Annotated in this window: 17 protein-coding genes and 2 pseudogenes; 11 read left to right on the top strand and 8 right to left on the bottom strand. The window is 72.3% G+C overall.

Annotated features, from left to right (window positions below; all coding sequences use genetic code 11):
* Positions 1-158: 158 nt before the first annotated feature.
* The 5 genes from ABZV34_RS26335 to ABZV34_RS26315 are packed head-to-tail and all read left to right on the top strand — an operon-like array spanning position 159 to position 7,564.
* Positions 159-629: a hypothetical protein gene (locus ABZV34_RS26335; RefSeq protein WP_356281378.1), complete on the top strand. Its 471-nt coding sequence runs from the start codon at positions 159-161 to the stop codon at positions 627-629.
* Complete coding sequence (locus ABZV34_RS26330) at positions 599-2,017, top strand: hypothetical protein (protein ID WP_356281375.1); 1,419 nt, start codon at positions 599-601, stop codon at positions 2,015-2,017. Before ABZV34_RS26335 ends, ABZV34_RS26330 begins: the two co-directional genes overlap by 31 nt.
* 8 nt (positions 2,018-2,025) lie before the next feature.
* Positions 2,026-3,615 carry a VWA domain-containing protein gene (locus ABZV34_RS26325; RefSeq protein ID WP_356281372.1) on the top strand — a complete coding sequence of 530 codons (1,590 nt, stop codon included), beginning with the start codon at positions 2,026-2,028 and terminating at the stop codon, positions 3,613-3,615.
* Positions 3,616-3,650: 35 nt separating this feature from the next.
* Positions 3,651-4,763 (top strand): AAA family ATPase, encoded by a 1,113-nt coding sequence (locus ABZV34_RS26320; protein ID WP_356281369.1) that lies wholly within the window; start codon positions 3,651-3,653, stop codon positions 4,761-4,763.
* Complete coding sequence (locus ABZV34_RS26315) at positions 4,760-7,564, top strand: hypothetical protein (RefSeq protein WP_356281366.1); 2,805 nt, start codon at positions 4,760-4,762, stop codon at positions 7,562-7,564. The genes ABZV34_RS26320 and ABZV34_RS26315 overlap by 4 nt, the downstream gene beginning before the upstream one ends.
* Before the next feature lie 167 nt (positions 7,565-7,731).
* Here ABZV34_RS26315 and ABZV34_RS26310 read toward each other — a convergent pair whose 3' ends face one another.
* The 3 genes from ABZV34_RS26310 to ABZV34_RS26300 form a co-directional block, all read right to left on the bottom strand.
* Positions 7,732-8,496: a DUF2071 domain-containing protein gene (locus ABZV34_RS26310; RefSeq protein WP_356281363.1), complete on the bottom strand. Its 765-nt coding sequence runs from the start codon at positions 8,494-8,496 to the stop codon at positions 7,732-7,734.
* A gap of 56 nt (positions 8,497-8,552) precedes the next feature.
* Positions 8,553-10,292 (bottom strand): LCP family protein, encoded by a 1,740-nt coding sequence (locus ABZV34_RS26305; RefSeq protein WP_356281360.1) that lies wholly within the window; start codon positions 10,290-10,292, stop codon positions 8,553-8,555.
* 292 nt (positions 10,293-10,584) lie between these two features.
* Positions 10,585-10,758, bottom strand: a complete 174-nt coding sequence (locus ABZV34_RS26300; protein WP_356281357.1) for a hypothetical protein — start codon at positions 10,756-10,758, stop codon at positions 10,585-10,587.
* A 324-nt stretch (positions 10,759-11,082) separates the two neighbouring features.
* On the opposite strand from ABZV34_RS26300, the pseudogene ABZV34_RS26295 reads away from it, so the two are divergent.
* Positions 11,083-11,294: pseudogene (locus tag ABZV34_RS26295) on the top strand (esterase); the annotation flags it as partial.
* A 23-nt stretch (positions 11,295-11,317) separates the two neighbouring features.
* On the opposite strand, the gene ABZV34_RS26290 reads toward ABZV34_RS26295, so the two are convergent.
* Positions 11,318-11,797, bottom strand: a complete 480-nt coding sequence (locus ABZV34_RS26290) for a MarR family transcriptional regulator (protein WP_356281354.1) — start codon at positions 11,795-11,797, stop codon at positions 11,318-11,320.
* Positions 11,798-11,930: 133 nt separating this feature from the next.
* Here ABZV34_RS26290 and ABZV34_RS26285 point away from each other — a divergent pair, with 133 nt between their 5' ends.
* Both ABZV34_RS26285 and ABZV34_RS26280 read left to right on the top strand, forming a co-directional pair.
* Positions 11,931-13,517 carry an MFS transporter gene (locus ABZV34_RS26285; RefSeq protein WP_356281351.1) on the top strand — a complete coding sequence of 529 codons (1,587 nt, stop codon included), beginning with the start codon at positions 11,931-11,933 and terminating at the stop codon, positions 13,515-13,517.
* A 222-nt stretch (positions 13,518-13,739) separates the two neighbouring features.
* Positions 13,740-14,441, top strand: coding sequence for an SDR family oxidoreductase (locus ABZV34_RS26280; RefSeq protein ID WP_356281348.1), 702 nt, complete (start codon positions 13,740-13,742; stop codon positions 14,439-14,441).
* Positions 14,442-14,468: 27 nt separating this feature from the next.
* On the opposite strand, the gene ABZV34_RS26275 is transcribed toward ABZV34_RS26280, so the two are convergent.
* Together ABZV34_RS26275 and ABZV34_RS26270 are read right to left on the bottom strand one after the other, a co-directional pair.
* Entirely contained in the window at positions 14,469-15,848 is a 1,380-nt protein-coding gene (locus tag ABZV34_RS26275; protein ID WP_356281345.1) for a VWA domain-containing protein, read from the bottom strand.
* Positions 15,845-16,702 carry a MoxR family ATPase gene (locus ABZV34_RS26270; protein WP_356281435.1) on the bottom strand — a complete coding sequence of 286 codons (858 nt, stop codon included), beginning with the start codon at positions 16,700-16,702 and terminating at the stop codon, positions 15,845-15,847. Before ABZV34_RS26270 ends, ABZV34_RS26275 begins: the two co-directional genes overlap by 4 nt.
* A 173-nt stretch (positions 16,703-16,875) precedes the next feature.
* Here ABZV34_RS26270 and ABZV34_RS26265 point away from each other — a divergent pair, with 173 nt between their 5' ends.
* Entirely contained in the window at positions 16,876-17,448 is a 573-nt protein-coding gene (locus ABZV34_RS26265; protein ID WP_356281342.1) for a TetR/AcrR family transcriptional regulator, read from the top strand.
* Between the two features lie 69 nt (positions 17,449-17,517).
* Here the strand turns inward: ABZV34_RS26265 and ABZV34_RS26260 are convergent, their stop codons facing one another.
* Positions 17,518-18,702 carry a CaiB/BaiF CoA-transferase family protein gene (locus tag ABZV34_RS26260; protein ID WP_356281339.1) on the bottom strand — a complete coding sequence of 395 codons (1,185 nt, stop codon included), beginning with the start codon at positions 18,700-18,702 and terminating at the stop codon, positions 17,518-17,520.
* A 117-nt stretch (positions 18,703-18,819) separates the two neighbouring features.
* Between ABZV34_RS26260 and ABZV34_RS26255 the strand changes: the two are divergent.
* Positions 18,820-19,014 (top strand): annotated as a pseudogene (locus ABZV34_RS26255) (hypothetical protein); the annotation flags it as partial.
* 103 nt (positions 19,015-19,117) lie between these two features.
* Here the strand turns inward: ABZV34_RS26255 and ABZV34_RS26250 are convergent.
* Complete coding sequence (locus tag ABZV34_RS26250) at positions 19,118-20,407, bottom strand: DUF3533 domain-containing protein (protein ID WP_356281336.1); 1,290 nt, start codon at positions 20,405-20,407, stop codon at positions 19,118-19,120.
* 317 nt (positions 20,408-20,724) lie between these two features.
* On the opposite strand from ABZV34_RS26250, the gene ABZV34_RS26245 reads away from it, so the two are divergent.
* Positions 20,725-21,519 (top strand): maleylpyruvate isomerase N-terminal domain-containing protein, encoded by a 795-nt coding sequence (locus ABZV34_RS26245; protein ID WP_356281333.1) that lies wholly within the window; start codon positions 20,725-20,727, stop codon positions 21,517-21,519.
* Positions 21,520-21,543: the final 24 nt, after the last annotated feature.

Here is a 21,543-nt window from a genome sequence, read left to right as displayed (position 1 = left end):
GACACGCCGCGGGCCGCGGCCGTGCGACGCCGTCGTGACCGGCGTTGTCAGTGGTCGCCAGTAGGTTCGTCCATGTCCCCGCCGCTGTGGCGCGGACGTCCCCCTGGCACAGAGGAGATGGTGAGTTGTCGGACTGGGAGAGGTCGAGCACGGCCCGGGTGACAGCACCCGCGCGGCCGCGCAAGCTCGCCAAGGTTCCGTTCGTCGAGCTGGCCGACGGACGCCTGCAGGGTGTGGTGTCCAGCGGCTCCGACATCGAGCGGGTCTATGTCTCGTCGGTCGCGGCGGGCACGTACACGTTCGCCTGCAGCACCAACAACAACCGGCCCTGCGGCGGGGCGCGCGGCGGGTTCTGCAACCACATCAAGGCCCTGATCGACGAGGCGTCGCTGCAGTACGGGCCCGAGCGCGTCGCCCGTTACCTGAGGGCCGAGAGCGCGGACGGGGAACCGACCGCGCGGACCATCACCGACGGCATGAGCGCCACCCGCCCCGCGCAGGGGGACACCAAGGCCGCCGCGCCCGTCTTCAGCCGGTTCCTGCGCCACCTGGCATATCTCGAACTCGCCCCGACCACGGCTCCGTTGCCGGAGATGCAGTGGTTCCCGCCGACCAGGACGGTGGCGTGATGCGTGCCGACCTGCTCGCCGAGACCGTCGACGGGCTCGACGAGGTCCTGACGGCCGTCGACGCCTTCGACCGGGCGCTCGTCGGCGGCCTGCTGCGGCCCCGGCCCGCCCAGGCCGCGGGCCTGACGGAACTCGCGGACGCCGTCGCGGGAACGCCCCTGGCCGCCAGGGCGGCCGAGGCGGCCGGGAAGGCGGCGGCCGGGGTCGCGAGCGAGGACGACTTCGTCGCCCTGGCCGCCGCCCGCGCCGCCCTGCTCGGCTCCGTCCACGACGCCCTCGTGAACCGAGTCGACGAGGCGACGGGCCGCGACCGCGGCCGGGAGACAGCCCCGCCGGCCGCCGGCCGGCAGCCTGCGAACCTGCTCGCCGCCGCCCGCTCCTGGCTCTCGGACCTGGCGCGCTGCGGGTGGCAGGGCATCGACCACGAGGTGGTGTCCGGGGCGGCGCACGTCGTCTCCGCGATGCTTCCGGACCCGGCGCTGCGCCGGCAGGCGACGCTCCTCGACGGCTTCGCCGCCGAACTCGCCGCGTCCTGCCCGGGCGCGTCCCTGGACCGTGTCCCGGTACGCCGCTGGGGCGACCTGTGGTCACGCGCGATGCTGCTGGCGGTGCCCGGCGCCGCGGAGGCGCCGCCGGCCGGCACGGCCACCGGCCGCCTGCTGCCCCTCGGCGTCGACGTGCAGGAACACGCGACCGCCGTGCAGGCCCAGGTGCACGCCGTGTTCGAGCCCGCGGACGGCACCGCGCCCCGGCTGGTGCGGGCCGCCGTGTCGGTGCCGAAACCGGACACGGTCGTCGGAGCGGGCCTGTGGCAGTTGCTCCGCCCGCACATGTCGCTGCTGGCGGCCGTCGGCGAGGGCCGCGCGATGGACCTCACCGAGATGCCGGTGACCGCCGAGGGCGACCTGCTCTGGAGCGACGCGCGGGCACGTCCGGGCGAGCCCGCCGACGCGTTCGCCACCGCCCGGGTCGTCCTGCCGACCGCGGCCGACGCGGCGACCGCACCCCTGGACCGGCATCCGGCGCGTATCGCCGTGCCCGTGTTCCTGGAGGGCTATACGGTGCGGAAGGCCGGCGACGCGCTGACGTTCACCGTCGCCGGACACCCCCTCACCGTCGACACCGACCGCATCCCCGCCGCCGGGCCGCTCACCCCCGAGGCCGTCGAGTCGTCCGGGGCGTGCGTCGGACTGCTGCGCTGGGACGCCGGGACGTTCGGTGTCCAGCCGCTCGCGGTCGAGACGACCGTCCGCAAGAAGACCGTCGCGATCCACGCCGGGGGATGGGCCGGAGGCACCACCGACAAGGCCGGCGTCCGTGCCGAGAAGGCCGCCACCGACGCGGTGGCCGTCCTGCGGGAGCGCGCGGGAAGGCTGCTGCGGAAGTGACCGAGGACATGACCGAGGACACAGCTGACCGGACGACCGGGCACATGACGGGTCACACGGCCGGGCACAGGACGGATCAGTCGGCCGGACGGACGGCCGAACCGCGGATCACGGGCGGCACCCCGCCCGTGGTGGACCCCCATGACAACCGCCGTCAAGCTCTGTACTGGCGGCTCCTCGCCCGGCTCTTCGACCACGAGGAGCAGGCCGCGCTCGAATCGGCGAGCCTCGCCGTCGTCGAGGACATCGGACTCCCGTCCGCGCTGCTGGACCCGCAGGCCTCCGTCGACTCGATCGTGCAGCGCCACCCGGAGCTGGCCGCCGAGTTCGACGGTCTGATGACACCCGAGTCCGAGTCCGGATCCGGGCCCGAGTCCGGTCCGGAGGACGGCGACCCCCAAGGCGACCCCCAAGGCGAAGGGGAAGGCGAAGGCGCCCGCGACCGGGCCGCCGAAGTACGCCGCGCCGCACTGGTCTCGAAGGTGCTCCTGAACGTCTTCGCCGCCGGTTCCGGCACGGTCACGGCGGGGCAGTTGGCGCGCTGGCAGTCCGACGCGGGCTGGCTGGAGCGAGCGCTCGGCTGCAGGCCGGGCGACCTGCGCGGAGGACGCGCGGCCGGCGGTGCCGGGACGGGTGCCGCGGGACCCGGGGTCAGCCCGACCGGCACCGGCGGCCGCGGTACGACGCCCGACCTCGGCAGGCTGATCCCGGCGATCGGCCCCGAACTGGGCGCCATCGAGGCCGACCTCGTCAAGCGGATGCGTCTGCGGGAGGTACTGGCCGACCCCCGGCTCGCCGCGCAACTGACCCCGAGCATGTCGCTGATCGAGCAGCTGCTGCGGGACAAGAACAACCTCTCGGGCGTGGCCCTGGCCAACGCCAAGGCCCTGATCCGCCGCTTCGTCGACGACGTCGCCCAAGTACTGCGCACCCAGGTCGAGAAGACCTCGGTCGGCGCCCTGGACCGCTCCGTCCCACCCAAGCGGGTGTTCCGCAACCTCGACCTCGACCGCACGATCTGGAAGAACCTCACCAACTGGAGCCCGGAGGAGGAGCGGTTGTACGTCGACCGCCTCTACTACCGGCACACCGCCCGCAGGACGACACCCCAGCGGCTGATCGTCGTCGTGGACCAGTCGGGTTCGATGGTCGACTCGATGGTGAACTGCACCATCCTGGCGTCGATCTTCGCGGGGCTGCCGAAGGTCGACGTCCACCTGATCGCGTACGACACCCAGGCGCTCGACCTCACGCCGTGGGTGCACGACCCCTTCGAGACCCTGCTGCGCACCAACCTCGGGGGCGGCACCGACGGCACGGCCGCCATGACACTGGCCCTGCCGAAGATCGCCGAGCCGCGCAACACCGTCGTGGTGTGGATCTCCGACTTCTACGAATGGCGGACCGAGGAGCTGTTCCAGAGCATGGTCGCCCTGCACCGCTCGGGCGCCAGGTTCATCCCGGTCGGGTCCGTGACCAGCTCCGGGCGCGGCAGCGTCAACCCGTGGTTCCGGGAACGCTTCAAGGACCTCGGCACGCCGGTGCTCTCCGGACACATCCGCAAGCTGGTCCACGAACTCAAGACGTTCCTCGCCTAGTCACCTGCTCAGCAGACCTTGAGAAAGGCCCTCACATGTCCGACCTGTTGCGCGCCCCCGCCGAGATCAAGTACGCCGAGGAACTCGACTGGCTGGAGTCCGTCGACGACAGCCCCAAGCCCTTCTCCTGGCGGCTGTCCCCGAAGATGGTCCGCCTGTTCGTCCTGGGCTCCGAGCGCTCCGACGGCCTGGACCGGGAGATCTCCCCGAAGTGGTTCGGCGACCGCAGCTTCGTCGAGCGCTCGATCGTCACGCTGGCCTCCGACCGCGGACTGCTGCTCATCGGCGACCCCGGCACCGGGAAGAGCTGGCTGGCGGAGCTGCTGTCCGCCGCGATCTGCCGCAGTTCCACACTGGTCGTACAGGGAACGGCAGGCACCACCGAGGACCACATCAAGTACTCCTGGAACGTGTCCATGGTCATCGCCAAGGGTCAGTCACGGGAGTCGATGATCCCCTCACCGATCATGACCGCGATGGAGACCGGCGCGATCGGCCGTTTCGAGGAACTCACCCGCTCCACCAGCGACGTCCAGGACGCGTTGATCTCCATCCTGTCCGAGAAGTACATCTCGGTTCCCGAACTCGACAGCGACGGCATCGTGTTCGCCAAGCCGGGCTTCTCCGTCATCGCCACCGCCAACAGCCGCGACCGGGGCGTCAACGACCTGTCCTCGGCCCTCAAGCGCCGCTTCAACTTCGTCCGCATCCCGGTGGTCACGAACAAGAAGAGCGAGGCGGAGATCGTGCGCTTCCGCACCGAGGAACTGCTGCGCCGCCACCGGATCGAACTGGACGTGCCGCCCACGCTGCTCGACGTGCTGCTGCAGAGCTTCGCCGACCTGCGCGCCTCGGCGGCCGCGGCCGGCAGCGACGACGAGAAACTGGAGTCCGCGCTGTCCACCGCCGAACAGATCGGCGTGCTCGAGGACGCGATCCTGCACGGCAACTTCTTCGGCGAACGCTCCCTGACCGCCCACACGCTGGCCTCCTCGCTCGTCGGGTCACTGGCCCGGCGCGAGCCCGAGGACCTGGCCATCCTCAACAAGTACCTGCACGGCGTCGTCGAACCGCGCAGCCGCGAAGAGGGCGGATCCTGGCCGGAGTTCCTGGAGGGCGGCCGCGAAGCGATCGCCACCCTGTCGTGACCGGCACGACCGAGGGAACCTTCGCGGCGCTGCGCACACAACTACGGGAGGCCGCCGCGACGTTCGCCGACGGCCCCGACGCCCTGGAGGGCATCCTCCTCGGCCTCGTCGACGACGTCGACCGCGCGGTGCGCGAACCCCTGGAGATCTTCCCCGTCTGCCACCACTCGCCGGCCTCGGCGATCGCGATGGCACGCCGCCTGCGGGAGAAACAGCCGAAGGTCGTGTACCTGGAGCTGTGCGAGGACATGGCGCCCCTGCTGACCGAACTGCGCAACTGCCGGCTCCCCGTGGCGGTCCAGGCGTTCGCGACCGAGGTCGACGGCTTCCCGGCCGAATGGTCCCCGCTGTCGGTGGTCGCGCCGATCACCGAGGCCTCCGCCGAGTACCAGGCGATCGCCTACGCCCTGGACACCCCGGGCGTCGAACTGGTCCTCGTCGACCGCTCCTCGGACCACGTCTTCCAGTGGGACGAGCGCGGGACGCACGACACGGAGCCGGCCGACCCGGACGCACCGGCGGCCGAGGAGGAGGCCGCGCTGCACGGCGACGCGGTCGGCGTGGAGCTGGGGGACCTGCGCCCGCGCTTCGCCGAACTGGAGGAACACCTGCTGCGCCACGGCAGGGTGCGGCACTGGTCCGAGTGGTGGCACCAGTACGTCGAACTGCCGCTCGGCGAGGGCGACCACGACACCTACCGTCAGGTCATGCTCCTGATCGGCAGCCTCTTCCGGCGGCTCGCCCCGGGTGACTCCCACCGGGTCCGCGTGGACGAGGACCGCGAGCGCCACATGTGGACGAGGATGCGCGAACACCTCGCCGCGACGGGCACCGACCCCGCGGACTGCCTCTACGTCTGCGGCGCCTTCCACGCGGCCAGCCGGGTCGAGGAGTTCGGCCTCCACGGCACCGACACCTTCGAGATCGGCCCGCGCACCGCCACCACATGGCAGCACGGCCTGATCCCGTCCAGTCACGCGGCGATCGAGGCCCAGTTCGGCCTCGCCGCGGGCTCGGTGTCCATCGCCGCGACGCTCTGGGCGAAGAACGTCGGACGCACCCGCGTACAGCCGTACCGGCTGGCCGGGCAGTCCGGCGCCGGCACACCACGGCCCAGGAAGACCGTGGCGGCACCGGCGCCGGTACCGGCGCTCCCGCCCGCGGACAGACTGACCGGCTTCCTGCGCCGACCAGCCGTCCTGGACCGGCTGGACGAGGCCGAGCTGCTCGGCTGGTCGGTGGAGGTCGTGCGCGCCGCGCGCCGCAACGGCTACCTCGCCTCCACCGCCGACGCCATCGCCGTCTTCGAGACGTCGATCCTGCTGGCCGGGATGCGTGACCGGGCCAAGCCGACGCCGTACGACTTCCAGGACGCGGCCGTCACCTGCATCGAGAAGGACACCGTGCCCGGCCGCCGGGACGTACGCCACATCGTGGCGATCATGATGGGCGGCGACCGGGTCGGCCAGGTCGGCTACGACGCGCTGCCGCCCCTGGCCCGCGACGTGCACGACCGGCTCGCGCCCCTGAACCTGAGGCTCCAGCAGCGCGGTGTGCAGCGGGCGTTGCTGGACCTGACCGGCCGGCCCGAACTGGAGCGGTGCTCCGACGTGCTGTGGATGCTGCGCCGTCTGCTGCCGCAGGGCGCCGCTCGGCCGATCATGGGCGAGCGGAGACTGGGGGAGCGGTCGGTCCAGGAGTCGTGGGACCTGGCGCTGGGCACCCATCAGCGGGCGCTCATCGAGCTCGGCTACGAGGGCGTCAGCATCGAGCAGGTCCTCGAACAGCGTCTGCGCCGCACGGCCTACGCTCCGCAGGCCACCACGGCGACCGTCCTGGAGGCCGTCGAGGACGCGACGCTGTATCTGCGCGGCCGCCGCCTCCCCGACGAGCTGGGCACCCGCGCCCTGGAGGTGCTCTCGGCCGAACGCACCGTGGACGGCGCTCCGGAGGTGCTGCGCCGGGTGCGGAGGCTGCTGGCGTACTACCGCACCGGCGAGCCCGTGCTGCCGCCGTGGATCGAGTCGTTCGTCAAAGCCGGGTACGCGCACTACTGCACGCTGCTGCCGACGGCGTTCACCGACGAGGACGCCACCGTGCGGCAGGTGGCGGCGATGCTGGGCTTCCTGTTCAGCATGGAGGGCCTGGCGCTTTCGCTGGGCTGCGACCGGACCCAGCTGGAACTGGCGGTCGCCCAGTCGCACCCCCGGGATCCGTCCCGGACGGCGCTGCTGTGGGCGGCCCGGACGCAGCTCGGACACCTCTCGCGGGCGGACCTGCGCGCGAAGTGCGACGAACTGCTGGGCAACCCCTTGGTGGTGCCCGCCTATCCGCGGTATCTCAGCGGCTTCGTGCATGCCCTGGAGCCCGTCCCGGGCCTCACCGACTTCGTTGTGGAGGCGGTGTCGAACGCGTTCGGGCGGCTGCCCGACGCGGTGCTCCTGCCGTGGCTGCCGACCCTGATCACCACCCTGCGCGCGGGCGGCGCGGAACTGGCCCCGCTGCTGATCCGCGAGGCCGGGCGGATCTTCCCCGGGCGGCTCGCCGCCCTGGACGAGTGGGTACCGCCGTGGCAGGTCCAGCCGGAGCCCGCGGCGGCCCGTACGGAGCGGCGAGCCGGGGCCGGCGGCCGTGGCCGGACCCTGCTCGCCACGCACCCCGCGACGTGCGACGCGGTGGCGACGCTGCTGGGCTGCGAGGGGACGTGGCAGACGGCGGACCCCGGCCCCTCGGGCGCCGCGCTGGCGGCGCGTCATCCGGACACGGCGGTGGCGCTGGAGGTGCTGCTGACGGGCGGCTGACGCGGAGAGAAGGCGGAGAGAAGGGTGAGAGAAGAGGGGGCGGAGGGGCGGTTCCGCGACCGGGACGCCGCTCCGCCGCTCGCGCCCGGTCCACAGTTGTCGAGGGTCCGACGGTGCGGGCAGGACGGTGGGAGGCACCGTGCGGGCATGATGGCGCCGCCCCGCGTTCAGGGTGCGGGGCTGTCCGCCGGTCGGGCCGGGCGGCCGAGCCGGACCGGGACACCGGGGGAGTACAGCACGCTCACCGGTTCCCCCCGCGGCGCGGGTACGCCCGCGGCTTCCAGAAGGGTTTCCTCGCAGGTGAGCAGCCGGGCGCGGTGCAGAGGCCAGCGCGGGTGGTCGTTGGGCAGGTATCCGACCTTGCCGAAGAAGGCGTTGTGCATGCCCCAGCGGGCGGTGAGGAAGTGCTCCAGCCCGGTGGGTTCCCGGATCGGTTCGCCCCTGCGCAGGACGATCCGGCTGTGCGCGCCGCGCGGTCCCGGCCAGCGCCGTGCGCTGGTGTAGGTGATGACGTCGTCCTCGGCACGGACGCTCATACGGGACCACAGGTACGGGAGCCGGAAGGCGGCCCGTCCCATCAGTACGGGGATCAGCCGGGCGGCGTCCATCGACCGGAAGACCACGCCGCGCCGCCCGTGCGCGTCCACCGAGTACAGACGCACGTTCGTCTCCGGGAACGTCCCCAGGTACGGAACCCCGGGGGTGCGGAGCCAGCCGACGCGACGCATCCGGAACGCGACCAGGCCGACGTAGGTGACGTCGTCGAACACGTCGGGGACGGTTCCCTCGGGCAGCAGACCGGCGACGGTGCCGGGGTCGACCGCCCAGTGGACGAAGGCGAGGTCGAGCCACTGCTGGGTGAGCAGCGGTCTCGGCAGGGACCTGGGCGCGTACGGGGTGACGGGCTCCGGCAACCGCGGCGTGGTCGGCACGGGGCCAGCATCCCAGACGGGCGCGGGCGGCCCCGGCACGCGGGCGGCGCCGGGTGTCAGGGCGCCGAGTTCTTCCTGCCGACGGCCGCCGCGTAGGCCTGGGACGGGGTCATGGCGACGCCGTTGAGGCTGACCGTCCGGTACGTGCTCACCTTGGCGCACGACTTCGACTCGGCGGCGGTCTGGGAGTGGGCGTTGGCGGTGGCGGCCTTGGTGTCGGCCGGAGCCCCGGCGGCGCCTCCGGGGAAGGCGGTGCCGCTGGTCCAGTCCGTACCGATCACCAGGGTCAGTCCACTGCCGGTGCCCTGTTCGAGGTGGGACGAGGAGAGCCCCAGCGCGCGGGCGACGGTCTGGGCCTCCGCCTTCCCTCCGGTGCCGTACGTGAGCGTGGTCGTGGCCGCACCGCCGGGGGCGTTGCCGGTGGTCGTGCCGGAGCTGAAGCCCCGGTCGATCAGGGCGCCGGCGACGGCCGAGGCGCGGCCGCTGATGCCCGTGCCGTTCTCCACCGTCACCGCGATCCGTGCGGCGGGTACGGCGGAGGCCGTGGCGGTCGCGGTGGCCGCGGCGGACGTCCTGCCGGAGGCGCCCGTCAGGGACTGGTCGTCCGCGATGGTGGCGAACAGGCTCCGGGCGGCCGGGGCGGCCACGACCCGGTCGCTGTTGTTCGGGTCGGGCGCCGTCTGCATGGTGGCGAACGTGATGTGCTGGGCGGGGACCTTGTCCAGGTCGGTGGCGAGCCCGACGAGTCTCTTGACGCTGCCCAGGCCGGTGTCCACGGTGAGGGCCTTGGTGGCGGCGTCGGCCAGCTTGTAGACGGCGGCGGGGTTGGTGAGGGTGCCGGCGCTCTTGAACTTGCGGATCATGGAGCTGAGGAAGATGTGCTGGGCGTAGGTGCGCCCCAGGTCGCTGCCGTCGCCGAAGCCGTGTCGTGAGCGGACGAACTCCAGCGCGGCGACACCCTTGAGGGTGTGGGTGCCCTTGGAGAGTTTCAGGTGCGAGTACGTGTCGTAGACGTTGGCGTCGACACACGCGGACACCCCGCCCACCGCGTCCGACATCTTCACCACGCCGGAGAAGTCGAGCCGGACGAAGTGGTCGATGGGGATGCCGGTGAGCTGGTGCACGGTGGCCACCTGGCACGCCGGGCCGTACTGCAGAGCGCTGTTGACCATGCCGGAGTAACCGGCGGTGGACGTACCCGTAGCACTGTTCTTGCAGGCGGGGACGCTGGTCACGGTGTCGCGGGGGATGCTCATCACGGTGGCGTTGGACCGGTCGGCGGAGATGTGCAGCACCATCTCCACGTCCGCGTTGCCGCTTCCCGACTGCACGCCCGTCTGTGAGCAGCCGCCGCCGAGTTTGCAGTCGCTCGCGCTGGTGCGGCCGTCGCTGCCCATCACCAGGATGTTGATCGGTGTCCGGCCGAAGGAGTCGGCCTTCTCCTTGCCCGCGCTGTCGCTCGTCGTGCCGTCGGTGAGCGGGACGCTGTGGAGGTTGCCGTTGAGGTGCTCGTAGAACCACCATCCGGCGCCCGCGGTGACCATGAGGAGGAGCGACAGGGATATCGCGGCCGTCCGCAGGATCCGTCTGCCGCGCCGGGCGGGCCGGGCGCGGCGCCGTGACGTGCCGCGGCGCGTCCGGCCGTGTGCCGCGGACCCGGCACGTGTCGCGGAGCGGGAGGCGGCCCGGCCGTCCGTCCGGGGAGCGGCGGAGTCCTCTCCCGCGCGCTGCCTGGGTACCGCCGGCGCGCGCCGGCGCGTGGCCCGTCCGACGGGGCCGTCTCCTGGGTCAGTCATCTCGCACTCCCACGAAACGGTCGGGCCGCTCAGGCCGTCGGTGCTGTGGCGAAGGGGGATTCCGGGGGATTCCCACTTGCTTGCGTGGTTGCGCAATATAGCAATCGCATATGACAAGTCTCGGCGCGCCCGGCTTCTCCACAGTGAACGGCCGTGCTCCACCCCCCTCAGCGGCCGATCCAAGCACCGATTCCTGTGGGCACGCCGGGAGGGGTGGAGCGGGTGGGCCGTTCGTGGAGGGGGTGAGGAGCCGGGGTGGGGGCCGGTGAGAGGCGGCCGGAGGCCGCCGGATCTAGAACGGTTCCGGGAGGGGTTCGGGGAGGGGCTCGGGAACGGACAGGGACACCCGGCCCGACCCGCCGCGGACCCGCTCGACGAGTGCGGCGTACGCGGCGATCATGCGGGTGCGGCTGAACCGTTCGCGGCTGAGGGCGAGGGCCGGGGCGAACTCGGCGCCGCGTTCCACCGCCTCGCACCAGGCCCGCGCGACCAGACGTCGTCCTCCATCCGCTGCCGGGTCGCCTCCCGATACATCTCGCCATTCAGGCTCAGCACCGAGTGGCGCTGACCGCCCTCATGGAGCCCCATCACCACATCGCTGTGCAACGAGTGGGAAAAGGCCGGGAGGTGCGAAGGGGTGCGACAGACGCACACGCGCCCGGTGGTAAAGATCAGGCCAGAATTTTTCGGGACCCAGGAGGCCGCTCAGCGCTCCGTGACGCTGGCGGTGAGCAGGCGCGGGAGGTGCTTGGCCGTGGCGTCCCGCTCGGGGGTCAGGCCCATGGCGTCGCGCAAGGCCGTCGACGAGGTGCAGTCAGGCGAGATCGGGGCGCCCGAGGTCGACGAGGAGTGGATCACCGTGTCGGGCGGCCCGACCGGTGAGGTCCGGGTGGGTGTGGTCCGCCCCGCGGGGCCTCCGGCGCACTGCCGGTGATCGTTTACATCCATGGCGCGGGCTCGGTGTTCGGCAACGCCCACACCCCCCTCGACAAGGGTGTCCGGGGACGGCGGCGTCCCCGGTTCGCTCAGGAGTGATCCCCGTCGGCCCGGAACAGTCGCGAGAGCAGGCTGTCGAGGGTGGCCCGCTCGTCGTCGCTCAGTGCGCCCAGCGCCTGGTGGGTGGCGTGCATCCCGTCGCGGACGCGCGCCACGACGGCCGCGCCCTCGTCGGAGAGGACGACGTTCTTCACGCGGCGGTCGGTGGGGCTGGCCTCGCGGTGGACGAGACCGCGTGCTTCCAGGCGGTCGACGATCCCGGTGATGTTCGACGCGTCGCAGCGGAGCGTGTCCGCGAGGGACCGCATGGGGGCGGGACCCTGGCGCAGCACGTTGAGTGCCTTGGCCTGGCTGTAGGTGAGACCGTGCGCGGCGGCGGCGGTGGTGAGATCCGCATAGAGGCTGACCATGGACGCCCAGAGGGTGTCGAGCAGCACGGCATGGGAGACGCCGGGGTGCCCGCCGTCCGGTGCCTCGGCGGAGCGGCTCGTTCCAGATGTCGCGGGCATGGGGCCAGCCTACCTGAAACTTGACTACCTCAACCTTCGATGCTTACCTCTGTCCAGTTACTTGATGACCTCAACCTTCAAGAACTTGCAGCTTTATATGGCTCCCACATATGTGCCCCTAAGGAAGAACGCCGTGACACCCTCCGATCGCGTGGCGCCCAGACGCCCCGCAGGCGACCTCTCGCTCGTCCTGGTCCTAGGCCTCGCGGCCATGATCGTCTCGATGATGCAGACCCTCGTCGTACCGATCCTGAGCATCATCCAGGGCGATCTCGGCACCAGTACCGCGAACGTCAGCTGGGTCACCACCGCGACCCTGCTGTCCGCCGCGGTCTTCACCCCGCTGCTCGGCCGCTTCGGCGACATGCACGGCAAGAAGCCCACGCTGATCGGGGTTCTGCTGGTGATGATCGCCGGTTCGGTGCTGGCCGCGACCACCACGTCGCTGCTGTGGCTGATCGTCGGCCGGGTTCTCCAGGGCGCGGCCACCGCGATCTTCCCGCTCGCCCTCTCGGTGCTGCGGGAGGAGATGCCTCCGGCGAAGCTGCACGGCGCGATGGCGATGGTCAGCGGAACGCTCGCCGTCGGCAGCGGACTCGCCCTGGTGGCGGCCGGGCTGCTCACCCGGGGCGCGGATCCCGACTACCACCGGGTGTTCTGGCTCGCCGTGGCCCTCGCCGCCGTGGCCCTCGTCGGCGTCATCCTGCGCGTTCCCGCCTCGCGCTCGACGACCGGTGGCCGTACCGACTGGCTCGGCGCGGTGACGCTCGCCGCGCTGCTCGTCCTGCTCCTGCTGCCGATCTCGCAGGGACACGAGTGGGGCTGGTCCTCCGCGCGCACCATCGGTCTGTTCGTCGCGGCCGTCATCATGGCGGCCGTCTGGGTGTTCGTGGAACGGACGGTCCGCGGGCCGATGGTGGACATGCGGATGTTCGCCCACCGTCCGGTGCTCTTCACGAACCTCGCCGGTCTGTTCCTCGGGTTCGCGATGTTCTCCCAGTTCATCGGCGTGGCCTATCTGGCGCAGATGCCGAAGGAACTCACCGGGTACGGATTCGGCGCCTCGGTCCTGCGCGCCTCCGTCGAGTACCTGCTGCCCACCACGGTCGTCTCGCTGCTCGCCGCGCAGTTCGGCGGAATCCTGGTCGGGCGGATCGGGGCGCGGTTCACCCTGGCCGTCGGCGCCGTGTTCGGTGTCGCCGGATTCGCGTGGCTGACCGCCGCACACGACACCTCCGCCTCGGTCATCCTCGCGGGCCTGCTGATCGGCGTGGCCATCAGCTTCGGATACGCGGCCATGCCGGCCCTCATCGTGGCGAGTGTTCCGCACCACCAGACCGGTATCGCCAACGGTCTCAACTCGATCTCCCGTTCCGTCGGCAGCGCGATCGCCAGCGCGGTGATCACCTCGCTGCTGGCCTCCAGGACGATCGCGCACCTGCCGGCCGGAGTGCCCGCGCTGCCTGCCGAGAGCCAGTTCACCCTGAGCTTCGCGATCGCCGGTGTCGCGTTCGTGCTGATCGTGGTGGTCGCGCTGGCCGGCCTGACCCGGGGAGCGGCGCCGGTGCGCGTGGTCGACCGGAAGGCCTCCCCGGCGGAGCCGGTGACCGCGACGGCCGCCGAAGCGGTGGCCGGTCCCGCCGTCGCGGAGGTCGCCGAAGAGGTCACCGCACTCGCGGGGGAGCGGGCCGAGGAGAAGGCGGACGTCGCGACGGTCTGACCGGGGGACGCCTCCCTCGCCTCTCCGGTCGCCCCCGGTGGGACCGGTAACGGCCGGGAACGACTCGCCCCGCGCGTCGGCGGGCGCGAGCCGTTCCCGGCCGTCGCCGTATCCGTGGGGGAGCGGACCCCCGCGGCCGCGTTCGGCTTGCCCTTGGAAACCGATCGGTTTACGCTGACCCGGATAGGTAAACCGATCGGTTTCTCATTTTCGGGAGTTCTCATGACATCCATCGAAGGTTCGGTCGCCCTGGTGACCGGCGGCAGCCGGGGCATCGGCCGGGCACTCGTCCAGGGCCTCTACGAGCGCGGCGCCAAGAAGGTGTACGCCACCGCACGCGACCCGCGGACCGTCACGCACCCCGACGCGGTGCCGCTGGCCCTGGAGGTGACCGATCCCGCGTCCGTCGCCGCGGCCGTCGAGCAGGCGCAGGACGTCACCCTCCTGATCAACAACGCCGGCGCCTCCGTGAACGCGAACTTCCTCGACTCCCCTGTCGAGGACATCCGCCGCGAGTTCGAGACGAACTTCTACGGCCCGCTCCTCGTCACCCGCGCCTTCGTCCCGGTCATCGAGCGCAACGGCGGCGGACACATCCTCAACGTCCACTCGGTGCTCTCGTGGATCGGCCTGCTGGGCTCCTACAGCGCGTCCAAGGCCGCCTTCTGGTCGCAGACCAACTCCCTGCGCCTGGACCTGAAGCCCCGCGGCATCGAGGTCACCGGACTCCATGTCGGCTACGTCGACACGGACATGGCCGCGCACGTCGACGCGCCGAAGTCGTCCCCCGACGCCGTCGCGGCGCAGGCACTCGACGGCATCGAGTCCGGCGCCTTCGAAGTCCTCGCCGACGACCTCACCCGGCAGGTCAAGGCCCAGCTCTCCGACGACATCGCCGTCATGTACCCGCAGTTGCTGGCCTGACCGGGCGGACGCGGCCCGGACCGCCGCTCAGACCGGCAGCAGGCGGCCGATCAGGTCGCCGAGCTGCCGGGCGTTGCGGCACTCGTGCATCTCGACGAGCCCGGCGTACTCGGGCGCGGCGGAGTCGCCCGTGCCCCACTGGGACCGGGGTTCGGGGTTCAGCCAGTAGACGCGCCGGGCCCGCTCGCACAGGTGCCGTACGGCCGGCAGGTTCGGATCGCCCATGTTCGTACGGGCGTCACCGAGGACGAACACGGTCGAGCGCGCGCCCACCGCGTCGGCGTACCGCTCGGTGAAGTCGCCGAACGCGACGCCGTAGTCACTGCTGCCGTGCCAGCCCGTCAGCGTGGCCTCCGCCCGGATCCGGGCACCCAGCCCCTCCGGGTCGGCCGCCCCGTGCACCAGCAGCCCGGTCACCTCGTCGGTCCGGTTGACGAAGGCGAACACCCGCACCTTGCTGAACTGGTCGTGCAGCGCCTGCACCAGCAGCATCGTGAAGTCCGAGAAGCCCGACACCGACCCCGACACGTCGCACAACAGCACCAGTTCGGGGCGGACGGGCCGCCGCCTGCGGAGCACGGGCCGCATCGGCACCCCACCCGTCGACAACGACGCGCGCAGTGTCCGCCGCAGGTCGATGGTGCCCCGGGCGGCACGGCGACGGCGGGCGGCGAGCCGGGTGGCCAGCTTGCGCGCGAGCGGCTGAACCACCGCGCGCAGCTCGGCGAGCCGCTCCCGGCCCGCGAAGAGGAAGTCCACCCGGTCGACCGTCGGGGCCACCGCACGCCGGGCGATCTCGTCACGGCCGCGCAGCTCGGCGACCCGGCGCCGCGCCTCCGCGGCGACCAGAGCGCGGAAGACCTCGATACGCCGCCGGATCTCGTCCTCCAGCAGCCGGTCGGTGAACCCCGCGGCACCGGTCCGTGCCCGGACGTCGTCACGGGTGCGCGCCAGCAGGGTCCCCGGCCGCAGCCGGTCGAGCGTCTGGTACGAGGACCAGCCGTCCGACCCCGGGGAGGAGCCGTATCCGCCGAAGCCGTCCACCGCCTCCACCGCGAGCCGGGCCAGCAGCGCCGCGTCGTTGTCGGCGAGCGCGGCCGCGAGGCGGTCCCGCAGCTCCGCCCGGTCGGCGGCGGGCGTGTCGGCGCCCGCCGCGTCGGCTTCCGGCACCCCTGTGAGCCGCGGGAAGTACAGGTCGAAGGCCGGATCGAAGACCCGGCGCTGTGCCGTGCTGTGCAGCAACGCGGCGGCGAGACCCTCGCGCAGCCGTTCCCGGTCCGTCAGGCCGAGCGCCTCCATCGCGTGGGCGGCGTCCACCGTCTCGCCGGTGCCGATCCGCACGCCGTGCGAGCGCAGCGCGCCGACGAGTTCCGTCAGCCGTCGCGTCACTCCGGCCGGCGCGCTCACATGGCGTCCAGGTCGAGTTTCGCGGCCGCCTTGACGATGTCGTCCTGGTGCTTGAGGAGTACGCCGAGGCTGTCGCGTACGACGGACTCGTCGAGGGTGCCCGCGCCGAGCGCGAGCAGGGTGCGCGCCCAGTCGATGGTCTCGGAGACCGACGGGACCTTCCGCAGGTCCATCTCGCGCAGCGCGCCGACCACCCGGACCACCGACCGCGTCAGCGCCTCGTCCAGGCCCGGCACCTTAAGACCTACGATGCGACGCTCCAACTCCTCCTCGGGGAAGCCGATGTGGAGGAAGAGGCAGCGGCGGCGCAGCGCCTCGGACAGTTCACGGCTCGCGTTCGAGGTGAGCACCACGAAGGGCCGGCTGGTCGCGGTGATCGTGCCCAGCTCGGGGACGGTGACCTGGAAGTCGCTGAGCACCTCGAGCAGCAGGCCCTCCACCTCGACGTCGGCCTTGTCGGTCTCGTCGATCAGCAGCACCTTGGGGTCGTCGCCGCGGATGGCGGTCAACAGCGGCCGGGGCAGCAGGAACTCCTCGCTGAAGATGTCCGTGCGGGCCTCGTCCCACGTCTCGTCGCGGCCCGCGCTGATGCGCAGCAGTTGCTTGGCGTGGTTCCACTCGTACAGCGCCCGGGACTCGTCGACCCCTTCGTAGCACTGCAACCGGATCAGCCGGGCCCCGGCGACCTGGGCGACGGCCTTGGCGAGCTCCGTCTTGCCGACCCCGGCGGGTCCCTCGACCAGCAGGGGCTTGCCGAGGCGGTCGGCCAGGAAGACGGTGGTGGCGACGGCGGGCGACGCCAGATAGCCGGTCTCGGCGAGACGCGCGGAGACATCGTCGACGGACGTGAACAGCAACGGGGCCTCCAGTGGGGTGCGGGCGAGGGCGGGCGCACTCTGCGAACGTCACTATCCAAGCGCTTGCTCAGCCATCTGTCACGGGTGCCCCGTCGCATGTGACGACGCCCACTCGGCCGCGGTAGACCGATCGGTTTCCCCGTGGTGTTCCCGCGCGGTAACCTTCCCGTATGGCCACTACAGACAAGGCGTCCACGAGGGACCGGCTGCTGGACGCGGCGGCCGACCTTTTCTACACCGAGGGCGTCTCCGTGGGCATCGAGGCGCTCTGCAGGACGGCCGGTGTCTCGAAGCGGTCGATGTACCAGCTCTTCGCCGGCAAGGACGAGGTCCTGGCCGCGAGCCTCGAACGCCGGATCCCCCTCCACGAGGAGCAGCTCTCGCCCGCCTCCGCGGCCGACGGGACGCCCCGCGAGCGCATCCTGGGCGTCTTCGAGCGGACGGAGCACCTGTCCGCGCTCCCCGAGTACCGCGGCTGCCCCTTCCTGGCCGCGCTGGTCGAGCTGAAGGACCCCGAGCACCCGGCGAGCATGGTCGCCGGAAACGCCAAGGGGCGCCTCCAGGAGATGTTCCGCGCCGAGGCCGAGCTGGGGGGCGCGCGCGATGCGGCGTTCCTCGCCCGGCAGTTGATGCTGGTCTTCGACGGCGCGAGCGCCCGCGCCGGGTCCCGCATAGAGACCCTGGACGACGGCCTGGCCACGACGACCGTGACACTGCTGCTGGACGCGGCGGGCGTCGGCTGACCCCGACGACGGGCCGCCCGCGTCGACCGAACAGCCGGCCGGGCGGACGTCTCCCGGTGTTCCGGCGGTTCAGACGACCCCGTCGGCCCGCAGGGCGGCGATGTCGGCCGCGCTGTGCCCCAGCGCGGTAAGGATCCCTTCGGTGTGCTCGCCGAGGGCGGGTACGGCGTCCATGCGGGGATCGACTCCGGCCAGGTCCACGGGCGGCAGGAGCGCGGGCACCACGGCTCCGGGCACCCGTACGTCGCGCCAGCGGCCGCGTTCCCGGAGAACCGGGTGGGCGAGGAACTCCTCGACGGTGTTGACGCCGGCGTTGGCGATGCCCGCCGCGTCCAGCAGCTCGCGCACCTCCCGGCTGTCCAGCGCGCGGAACCGCTCGGCCACGATCGCGTCGAGCGCGTCGCGGTGGGCCACCCGGTCCGGGCCGGTGGCGAAACGCGGGTCGTCGACGAGGTCCGGGCGCTCCAGGAACCGCTCGCACAGCGCGGCCCACTCCCGCTCGTTCTGGATGGAGAGGAGCACGTCCTTGCCGTCGGCCGCCGGGAACGTGCCGTAGGGGGCGATCGTGGCGTGCCGGGTGCCGATCCGCGGCGGCTGGGTGCCGCCGTGGGCCGTGTAGAGGGCGGGCTGGCTCATCCACTCGGCCAGCGCCTCGAAGAGGGAGACCTCCACGGCGCGGGCGACGCCCCGGGTGGCGCGGGTGAACAGGGCCGTGAGGACGCCCGAGTAGGCGTACATGCCCGCGGCGATGTCGGCGACCGACACCCCGGCCCGGGCGGCACCGTGTTCGTTCCCCGTCAGGGAGACCAGGCCCGTCTGGCACTGCACGAGCAGGTCGTACGCCTTGCGGTCCGCCCACGGCCCCTCGGAGCCGTAACCGGTGATCGTGCACGGGATCAGTGAGGGATACCGCTCCCGCAGCGACGCGGCGTCGAGGCCGAGCCGGGCAGCCGCTCCGGGCGCCAGGTTCTGTACGAACACGTCGGCGCCGACGAGCAGTTGCTCCAGCACGTCGCGTCCCCGGGCCGACTTCAGGTCCAGGGTCAGTGACTCCTTGGAACGGTTGAGCCAGACGAAGTAGCTGGACTCACCGTGCACGGTGGTGTCGTAACGGCGGGCGAAGTCACCCTCTCCCGGGCGTTCCACCTTGATCACCCGAGCGCCGAGGTCGGCCAGTTGACGGGTCGCGAAGGGCGCCGCCACCGCCTGCTCGACACTGACGACGGTGATGCCGGCGAGCGGAAGCTCGGTCATCGGACGGACCTCCAGAGGGCGGGCGGGGAGAACGCGGCGACGCGGCTCATGCTGCCATCCTGGGCACGTACACGGTGAGGGCGGAAACACCGGGACGCGACGACCGCACCCCGCCACCGGCCCGACGGCTCCTCCTCGACCGTCCTCACCGCCGCGGACGGACTGCAGAACCCGACCTCGGTCGCGCTGCGCCACGGCACCCTCTACGTCCTCAGCGCCGCGTACACGACGGCCACCGACCCCGACCTCCTGCTCGCCCCCGAACCCGGCCGGGTGGCGGCCCCGGGGGACACGCCCGGCGGCGACCGGTAGCGAGGGCGGGGCGCCGGGGCCGGTCGTTCCGGCCCCGGCGCCCGGTGCCCCCGCGGTGAAATCCACCCATGTACGCAGCGCTCATGATCTTCCCCGAGCCCGCTCAGGCCGGCTGCGGGGTCAGGCGGTGCAGGCCCCTGCGGTCGTAGTAGCGGGTCATCGCCAGCCCGAAGAGCAGGGCGACGGTCATGCCGATCGCGATCATGAGCCAGGCGCGGGCGAGACCGGCGTCGGCGCGCGCGTCGAAGAAGAGGATGGCGCGGACGCCACCGCCGAGCTGGCGCATCGGTTCGAAGACGCTCAGGAAGCGGTAGAAGCCCGGGACGGCCTCCAGGGGGACGGTCGAACCGGAGGAGGGCAGGCCGAGCACGATGAACACGAACATGGACACGAGCTGGCCGATCCCGCCGAAGGCCGCGTTGATGGCCTGGACGCCCAGGCCGACCGCGACGCTCGCGCAGTAGGAGTAGATCCACAGCAGCGGCAGGTGGGAGGCGTCCATGCGGAGGATCGCGAGGGTGGCGACCATCACCAGCGTGGTGGTCAGGACGGAGATTCCGGCGGTCATGCCCATCTTCAGCAGCAGCGTCTGGGTACGGCTGACGGGCACGGTGGGGCGGCGGGTGTGCCAGGGACCGATCTCGTTGTCGGCGTAACCGAGCCCGGTGTCCACGCCGTTGTTGATGACGTTCGCCCCGAGGAACCCGGCCAGGACCAGCAGCAGTGTGTAGTAGAACGCGGTCAGGCCGAGGCCGCTGCGCTCACCGATGGGGTGGCCGACCCGGGTGGTGACCGTCACCGGGTCGGCCAGCAGCAGACGGGCCGTGGAGTCGGCCCCCGCGGCGGCGGGGGAGGCCGTGAGCCGTTTGCCGATGGTCAGCGAGGCCTGTTGGGCGGTCTGCTGGGCGATCCGGCTCGCCAGTGAGGAACCGAGGCTGCCCAGACCCGGGTTGGTGAGCACCGTCAGTGTCGGCCGGGCCGTCGCGTTCGAGGTGGTGAGCGCGGAGACGGAGGCCGTGAAGTCGGCGGGGACGACCAGGGCGCCGAAGATCTTGCCGGAGGTGAGCCTGTCCTGGAGCTGGGCGCGGGTGAGCCGTTGCCAGCCGGCCTTGCCGGAGGTGTCGGCGACGACCGCGCGGGTGAGCTGTGCTCCCAGGTTCGCCGTCTCCCCGGGCAGTGGTCTGCCCTGGTCGGTGTCGACGATGCCGATGGGCAGGTCGCGCAGGGCCTCGTCCGGATCGACGATGCCGCCCATGTAGAGGAGGGCCAGCAGCAGCGCGAGCAGCCCGCTCAGCACGGTCGGCAGCAGCCACAGCCTGGGCCGCCGCAGGAGTGTGCGGGCGCGGGCCGGGACGGGGGCGTGGTCGGGAGAGGGTGCGCTGTCGGCGGCCATGGTCCTCCGTAGGTCAGGGTGGCGCGGGAGGGACGGGGCCGGGTGGGAGGCGCCCGTCAGGCCAGGATGCGGGGTGCGGCGGCACCGTGTTCAGCGACTCGCCGGGTGCGGGACGGGGGCGGGCCGAGGCGGTGAGCGGAGGGCGCGCGCCCCGCCCGCCGGCGCCGGTCGCGTGAGCGTGCGGCCGCCGCTCGGCCGGCCGGCGCGGGGACGACCCCCTCGGGATCGATCGGCACTCCCGTCACCCCCACCGTCTTCGACGGCGGCCGTCCTGGGTACGGTTCCCGCACCATCCCACCCTTCCCCGGAGCCGAGACATGACCGACCGTGCCGACCAGACCATCGCCGCGCTGCGCGGCGGACACGACTACCTGACCTCCGTGGTGCACGGGCTCGCCACCGCCGACCTCACCCGGCGCTCGGGCGCGTCGGAGTGGGACGTCTCCCAGGTCCTCAGCCACCTGGGCAGCGGGGCGGAGATCGGCCGCGCCTCACTGGAGGGCGCGCTGAACGGCACCGGACCGCGGGACGGCGACTTCAACAAGTCGGTGTGGGCCCGGTGGGACGCGATGTCCCCGGCGGAGCGCGCCGAGGGCTTCGTGAACGCCAACGAGCGACTCGTGCGCGGTTACGAGGCGCTGGACACCCGGGCCCGGCAGGAACTCCGCGTGGAGCTCGGCTTCCTGCCGGCCCCCGTGGACGTCGCGACGCTGGCGGGCCTTCGGCTCAGCGAGTTCACCCACCACACCTGGGACGTCGAGGTGGCCTTCGACCCGACGGCGGTGCTGTTGCCGGTGGCGACCGAGCCCCTCCTGGCCCAGGCCGGTCTGCTCATAGGGTTCCTCGGCAAGGCCGACGCCCTGGGCGGTCGCCACGCCCGTATCGCGGTGCGGACGGTGTCTCCCGCGCGGGCGTTCGGGCTCGACCTGGGTGACTCGGTCGCGCTCGTCGACGAGCCCGCCGAGCCCGACGCCGTGCTGAACGCCCCGGCCGAGTGGTGGCTGCGGCTCGTCGCCGGCCGCCACGCCCCCGACCACACTCCGGCCGAGGTGAACCTGAAGGGGGACTCCCTCACGCTGGACGACCTGCGACGCGTCTTCCCCGGCTTCTGACCCGCGAGGTCGTCGCGGGGCGGT

Source organism: Streptomyces sp. NPDC005195 (genome assembly GCF_040608315.1).
Lineage (GTDB): Bacteria > Actinomycetota > Actinomycetes > Streptomycetales > Streptomycetaceae > Streptomyces > Streptomyces kaempferi.
This window is presented reverse-complemented; position numbering and strand designations above follow the sequence as displayed.

Coding starts and splice junctions, on each gene's coding strand:
- ABZV34_RS26325 (WP_356281372.1), top strand. CDS start 2,026: ATGACCGAGGACACAGCTGACCGGACGACCGGGCACATGACGGGTCAC.
- ABZV34_RS26320 (WP_356281369.1), top strand. CDS start 3,651: ATGTCCGACCTGTTGCGCGCCCCCGCCGAGATCAAGTACGCCGAGGAA.
- ABZV34_RS26305 (WP_356281360.1), bottom strand. CDS start 10,292: ATGACTGACCCAGGAGACGGCCCCGTCGGACGGGCCACGCGCCGGCGC.
- ABZV34_RS26290 (WP_356281354.1), bottom strand. CDS start 11,797: ATGCCCGCGACATCTGGAACGAGCCGCTCCGCCGAGGCACCGGACGGC.
- ABZV34_RS26280 (WP_356281348.1), top strand. CDS start 13,740: ATGACATCCATCGAAGGTTCGGTCGCCCTGGTGACCGGCGGCAGCCGG.
- ABZV34_RS26265 (WP_356281342.1), top strand. CDS start 16,876: ATGGCCACTACAGACAAGGCGTCCACGAGGGACCGGCTGCTGGACGCG.
- ABZV34_RS26260 (WP_356281339.1), bottom strand. CDS start 18,702: ATGACCGAGCTTCCGCTCGCCGGCATCACCGTCGTCAGTGTCGAGCAG.
- ABZV34_RS26250 (WP_356281336.1), bottom strand. CDS start 20,407: ATGGCCGCCGACAGCGCACCCTCTCCCGACCACGCCCCCGTCCCGGCC.
- ABZV34_RS26245 (WP_356281333.1), top strand. CDS start 20,725: ATGACCGACCGTGCCGACCAGACCATCGCCGCGCTGCGCGGCGGACAC.